This is a genomic window from Paenibacillus sp. KS1 (assembly GCF_001680695.1).
GTDB classification, from domain to species: Bacteria; Bacillota; Bacilli; order Paenibacillales; family Paenibacillaceae; genus Paenibacillus_B; species Paenibacillus_B suaedae.
Genome location: NZ_MAIS01000158.1, coordinates 1 through 5,217, shown reverse-complemented (window position 1 = coordinate 5,217; position 5,217 = coordinate 1). Strand labels below are relative to the sequence as shown.

The following is a 5,217-nucleotide window of genomic DNA, read 5'->3' as shown; positions in this document are numbered from 1 at the left end:
TATTAATGAGGATACGTATGAAGGGGATATCAAGAATCCGCTGAGTTTGAATTTGTATACGTATGGACATAACAACCCACTTAGATATATAGATCCAACGGGACATAATATTTTGGAAGTCTATCTTTATGAAAAGACGGGTTATCATAAGTATAAGAATGATTGGGTTTATTACTCGAATAATTTAGAGGATATTTTTAGTTATTACACAATGGGCTGGAAAGAAATATTAACGCTTATTTATTCTAAAAGTCCAAAAGAAATAACAGATGCAATTGGCGACCTTGCGATGACTTTTATACCACTAGGTGGACACACAAGCAAAGTCGCTAAAGTAGGAAAATGGACGGATAAGACTGGAAAAGTGACAGAGGTCATAATGAAAGGCTTGAGAAATGTCACTGTAACAGAAAAAAAACTACAACATGAATGGAAGCATGCAAAGGATTTTGGTATATTAGGGAATTGGAATAAAAAACAAGGTGCTCTATATTCACAGGCAATATCGAAACATTTAGAAAGTTCCACCGATGTTTGGATGTCAAAATATCGTGGACAAGAGGTCTTTGTGCACTATGACAGTGCTACAGGTATTGGAAGCTATATTGATATGGATGGAGGCTATGTCGGCGGATGGAAGTTTTCGGATGATCAATTAAAGTTTCATCGAGAAAATGGTACAAAGATTTATTAACAAGAAGGAATGATTAAATGGGAGCTAGTATAAATGTTGGATTGATTTATTGCAATGAATTAGATGTTTTTTCAAAGAGGCTATATAGTATTATGGATTTTTTGGTTAGTAGTCAGGGTGAAATACTTTCAATGAAATATGCTTTGGATGAAGATGCTCTTAATTGGGTTGAAACAGGGACATGTAGAAGTGTTGATAGCAACTTGATTAATGAACTGCTGCAGAATTATTTCGCAGAAATAAGTATCAATACAGGTTCGCTTTTTGTGAATTCTAAAAATATTTGCATCAGCGTTGAAAAGAATGAGGGACATCATTCTGGGGTAATAATTTCGTTTCAAGAAAGCGAAATTATTGTCGATTACTCCATTGAGGAACTAGATAGTGCTACTGATTTTATGGTTGATTTTATCAAACAGGTTTATCAGATTGCACCATTTGACTTTGCATTTTGTGATCATGAAGCAGAGATTATTTACCCTTTAAATGGAGTAGAATATTCAATTATGATTTACCCAACTTCCGTTGCAAGTGATATTTTAGTTGAGAAAAGTAATTGGCATCTTAATGGGCTAACAAAGAGATACTAGAACAAAAAGACTATATGCAGAGTATACCTGCTGAAGTGCATTCATTAGAATAGAAATTGGAACTTCCAGGATTAACAGGACTCATTGGTCAAGCCCCTCATTTTGTGGGCATCGAAAGAATCCCAAAGTTGAGAGCTGCTTCCGGTATGCAACCGGAGGCAGCTTTTTAGTTTTCGTTTAAGCTGAAGTCAATTATAGAACAAAATGTACGTTTTGGCGGTTTTAGTATTACACTATCAAATATTCCATATACGATTGTAACAACACATGTGATTTTTTGTACAAGTAACTAAATAACAACGAAAACCGCCTATTTTACGGGCGGTCTGCATTTAGATGATTATCATGACTCGTATGTTTCTCCAGTTCAATTTCATACAAACGAACCAAGTCGGACGCTTTGATATTAACGGCTTGAGCAATGGACATCAAAGAACTAAGACTGGGCTGATGAATACCACGCTCCAGCATAGAGATATATGTCCGATCAAGATTACTCCGGAAAGCCAATTCTTCTTGACTAATATCATATTTGGTGCGAACTGCTTTAAGCACTTTGCCGAATACTAATTCTGTGTTCAAGTCATCTACCTCATTTTTAACCTCATACTGTCTTACATCCAGAAGCATGAACACGTAGTAAACTCTACAAAATGGTTTATTGTTGTAATTATGTGTGATAAAATTTGATCTAAGACGTTGAAAATTCGATATAGAAGGAGGTGTCAGTCATGTGACTGCAAGAAAATTAGCTATGAGTCTGCTAGCCATTATAATTGTTCTGGAAGTGGCCTACTACATGCTGTATTTAAAACCGGCAGATGATCCGGTATTGACAATGGCAGATCTAAACAATGAGGCTAAAATGCAGCGCATATTTGATAGGGAACTTGAGGATTGGCGGTATGGCGACGAGCGACGAACTAGGTTCAAGTATGTTATGGGAGTAACTATCATAGGCGGCTTTATATTAGCCTCTCTTATGCCTAATCGAAAGTTATAATTACATGTTATGGAGTGTGGCTAATGTCGAATTTGTATCCATGTCCGGAATGCAATCATTCGGTCGCTGCATCTGCGACAAGTTGTCCGAACTGTGGAGCTAATCTGGAGGAAGAACAAGGAATTGTTTTTTATATTGTGAAGATCATTATTACTATTGCCGTAATCCTTGTACTTGGTAGAGTCATTATGTATGTATCTGAATCACTGAGATAAAGCGATTTCAACTAAACATACTCATATGGAGGAATGAACAATGGCAAAATGCCCAAGCTGTAATCAAAATCCTGATAATCTCTCACCGTTGGCTGTTAATCAATGCACATCCTGCGGCAAGAAATGGTGCTTTCATTGTGATGGATATGGAACCAATAAATGTCCAAGTTGTGGAAACGGCGCTTCAACACCTGTCTTCATCTATGATTAAGCAAGATATCCAATACTTTCAGTAGCAGGCTGTGCCCCTGAAAAAATTTAAATATCTTGACATTACGCTGTTACAAATCCCCTTAAATTTACTATTTATATATTAACAACAATGAAGGGGAAAATATTTAGATCATGCAATGATAGAAGAACGTAATAAAATCAAGTAAACGAAGTAACCTCGCAAAGTAAATCAGACGAAGTAAAACTCGATTCGTTACCCTCGGCCAAGCCCACGCAGCTTGGCCTTTTTATTTTTTTGTTAAATAAATAGTTCAATTTGCGTTTAATATCCCCATGTTAAAAGCAAAGGGGATTTAAGCATGGAGAAAAAATCTAAACGGATGAAGCGAATTTCATCTCAAACTGAACGATTGGAAGCTGAACGCCAATTTCAAAAACTTTATGAAGCGATTCAATCCGAATTTGATCAAATCAGCGAAGCAAGGCAACGACAAAAAGAGACTGAGCAACGCTCGGCAATTGAACATGAAAATAGGTACAACTGGAGTCGAATGGAGTTTGAAACGCTGAACTCTCAAATGAAACAATATAAGAAAACACTAGACTCTCAGATCTTTAGGATCATGTGGCATGATCATCTTAAAAAGCTAACCCACCAATACTTGCATGATTTCATCATTAAGGGAATGCCGGAAATGGCAAGGCGTTTATTTTTAACAGACACGAAAGCCGAAGAACTGCAAGACATGTTATACCCTGTACTGATTCAGGCCATTCGTGACTGGGAACCGGATGACGAACATCGTTTTACAAAGGATTTTGCTGCTTTTTACAAGAAAGCTGTTGAATATGAACGGGCGAATATATTGAGGAAATTCAACAGTAAATGCAATAGACAAGTCTCACTACAATATCTGGACTTTAATAATGATGAGGAAGTAAACGTTCTTCTTATGAATGAGCCCAATTTGGCTACACATTTAGGAGATCAATCAAATATCGAGCAGGCCATAATGAAGTGGCATGTGAGCGACTTTGTTCAAAACTGCTTGACTCAAGAAGAAAAGGAATTGTTCCGAATGTTCTATGAGGAGCAACGCACCGTTATGGAAATGGCCAAAGTTTTGCAAGTCACAAGAATGACCGTCTATCGAAGAATGGAAAAAGTAAACCGACTTTGGGCTAAATTTAATCAGTACAATGATTGAAGCTAAAAATGGGAAGAAAGAAAGAGTATTTCTCCGAGACATGTCTAAAATGGCCCATGAATCACGAGAGTTTTTTGATGACTTTTTTTCGATTTGTGAAAATAAAAGTCAAAGCGATTCCATACTCGTATGTAACACAAATATAGTGTGTTACATTTATAAAATACCCAAGAAGCCTTATGCAGCTTATCTTCGTGGGTATTTCCATTCATGTGCTGAAAAAGCCGTGTACGATGAATGTAACACTTTATATAATTAATATATAGTTTATTACATTTAGTAAGCGGTGATGAAATGGAGTTTGTGGAACCAATTAAAAACAAAAAGCAAATTGAAGCGATGAAGAAGTACTTGCGCGGTCAAAATGTCCGTGATTATCTGTTGCTGGTGTTGGGCATTAATTCCGGTTTGCGCATTTCCGATTTGTTGCGATTGAATATTGAAGATGTATATAAACAGGAGCGAATCAGCCTGCGAGAGCAAAAGACGGGCAAGCATAAGGACTTTCCTTTATCCGAGGTTTGCAAAAAGGCAATTCATGAGTTTGTGAAGGAATCCGGGCGGCAAACCGGCATATTGTTTGCAAGTCGTAAAGGAAACAAGCCGATTGGTCGCGTTCAGGCTTATCGCATATTGAATGACGCTGCCCGGCAAGTGGGGATTAAGGAAGCGATTGGCGTTCACTCAACCCGCAAGACATTCGCCTATCATGCCTATCAAAGCGGCGTCGACATTACCCGCATCCAAAAGCTCTTGAATCATTCATCGCCAGGCGTGACGTTGGCTTATATAGGAATAACGAAAATGGAACTCGATGAAGTGTATATCAGCCTTAACTTATAATCAGCGGGTAAGGATAAATGATTAAAATGCGTACAAATTGTGACAGTTTAATTGAAAGCGCTTTACCTACTCGTTTTACATCAAAATTTAAGCAGTATTCATTAAAATTTTTTGGAGGCATACTCAGGTTATGAGTTGAGCATAAACGGCCGAAAGCCAAGAACGCGAGGTGAAGTCAACCATAATGATTTGAATGCTCCGCTCTTTGACAACCAACTAGCCTGATTGTAGGAGCCATGAATTCAAAATAATAATTAACGGAGGATAAGCGAATGTATATTGAAATGAAAAGTCAAACCGAGGGAATTACGGAAAGTATAAAGCATTTTCAAAAATGGAACTGGCGTTTGCTCGACCATGGCGAGGAACAGTATCTTATTGACTTACCGGAACTACCGGATGTTGATCAAACGGTATTCACGATAGAAAAGCTTCGATTCAACTACCATTTCAATACGGTTGTTTATTGCATACTAAAAGTGCCTAAAAT

At 37.5% G+C, this 5,217-nt stretch carries 8 protein-coding genes; 7 read left to right on the top strand and 1 reads right to left on the bottom strand.

The genetic code is table 11. The features are described from left to right. Positions 1 to 694 (top strand): colicin D domain-containing protein (locus BBG47_RS26985; protein WP_139070795.1); only part of this gene is annotated, 694 nt, incomplete at its 5' end. 17 nt (positions 695 to 711) lie between these two features. Beyond that, the gene (locus BBG47_RS26980) at positions 712 to 1,284 is read left to right on the top strand and encodes an Imm64 family immunity protein (protein WP_065294314.1); all 573 of its coding nucleotides are present in this window, start codon (positions 712 to 714) and stop codon (positions 1,282 to 1,284) included. Positions 1,285 to 1,599: 315 nt separating this feature from the next. On the opposite strand, the gene BBG47_RS26975 is transcribed toward BBG47_RS26980, so the two are convergent. After that, positions 1,600 to 1,914, bottom strand: coding sequence for a helix-turn-helix domain-containing protein (locus tag BBG47_RS26975; protein WP_254659946.1), 315 nt, complete (start codon positions 1,912 to 1,914; stop codon positions 1,600 to 1,602). Positions 1,915 to 2,017: 103 nt separating this feature from the next. On the opposite strand from BBG47_RS26975, the gene BBG47_RS26970 reads away from it, so the two are divergent. From BBG47_RS26970 to BBG47_RS30460, 5 genes are all read left to right on the top strand, one after another. Next, positions 2,018 to 2,287 carry a hypothetical protein gene (locus BBG47_RS26970; protein WP_065294313.1) on the top strand — a complete coding sequence of 90 codons (270 nt, stop codon included), beginning with the start codon at positions 2,018 to 2,020 and terminating at the stop codon, positions 2,285 to 2,287. Between the two features lie 23 nt (positions 2,288 to 2,310). Then, on the top strand, positions 2,311 to 2,502 hold the full coding sequence (locus BBG47_RS26965; protein ID WP_065294312.1) for a zinc ribbon domain-containing protein: 192 nt from the start codon (positions 2,311 to 2,313) through the stop codon (positions 2,500 to 2,502). Positions 2,503 to 3,035: 533 nt separating this feature from the next. After that, a complete protein-coding gene (locus tag BBG47_RS26960; RefSeq protein WP_065294311.1) occupies positions 3,036 to 3,884 on the top strand; it encodes a sigma factor-like helix-turn-helix DNA-binding protein in 849 nt (282 codons plus the stop codon). Positions 3,885 to 4,178: 294 nt separating this feature from the next. After that, positions 4,179 to 4,727, top strand: coding sequence for a site-specific integrase (locus tag BBG47_RS26955; RefSeq protein WP_065294310.1), 549 nt, complete (start codon positions 4,179 to 4,181; stop codon positions 4,725 to 4,727). A gap of 272 nt (positions 4,728 to 4,999) precedes the next feature. Continuing rightward, positions 5,000 to 5,217 (top strand): hypothetical protein (locus BBG47_RS30460; RefSeq protein ID WP_217492537.1); only part of this gene is annotated, 218 nt, incomplete at its 3' end.

Bases quoted from the DNA above. Each gene is read 5' to 3' on its own strand.
- BBG47_RS26980 (WP_065294314.1), top strand. From the start codon at position 712: ATGGGAGCTAGTATAAATGTTGGATTGATTTATTGCAATGAATTAGAT.
- BBG47_RS26975 (WP_254659946.1), bottom strand. From the start codon at position 1,914: ATGCTTCTGGATGTAAGACAGTATGAGGTTAAAAATGAGGTAGATGAC.
- BBG47_RS26965 (WP_065294312.1), top strand. From the start codon at position 2,311: ATGTCGAATTTGTATCCATGTCCGGAATGCAATCATTCGGTCGCTGCA.
- BBG47_RS26960 (WP_065294311.1), top strand. From the start codon at position 3,036: ATGGAGAAAAAATCTAAACGGATGAAGCGAATTTCATCTCAAACTGAA.
- BBG47_RS26955 (WP_065294310.1), top strand. From the start codon at position 4,179: ATGGAGTTTGTGGAACCAATTAAAAACAAAAAGCAAATTGAAGCGATG.